The sequence below is a fragment of the Hwanghaeella sp. LZ110 genome (assembly GCF_048892525.1).
GTDB lineage: Bacteria > Pseudomonadota > Alphaproteobacteria > UBA8366 > Aestuariispiraceae > Pacificispira.
The window spans coordinates 1-286 of record NZ_JBLZHT010000070.1 but is presented as its reverse complement, the minus strand read 5'-3'; the positions used below and the strand labels follow the sequence as shown (position 1 = coordinate 286).

The 286-nt window shown below is 53.8% G+C and carries 1 pseudogene; it reads left to right on the top strand.

Going from position 1 to position 286, the window contains the following annotated elements:
* Window positions 1-286 (top strand): annotated as a pseudogene (locus tag ACOSDM_RS20245) (hypothetical protein); the annotation flags it as partial.

Below are 286 nucleotides of genomic sequence, written 5' to 3'. Positions count from 1 at the left end.
GGACCTCGATGCCCCATTAGCCCCGATTGCCGCCTTAAGCACGGTTAAAGAAATCGACTTCTTCTACCCGGTGATTCACGGTAACCTGGGTGAAGACGGGACCGTCCAAGGCCTGTTCCGTCTCCTCAAGAAACCGTACATTGGCTCAGGGATCGCGTCTTCGGCTATGTCCTTTGACAAGGACCTCACCAAGCGGATCCTGAACCAAGCCGGGATTCGGAACACGAAGTACCTGTTGGTCACCCCGCAAAACAAGGATCAATACTCCTGGTCACGGATCAAAGAA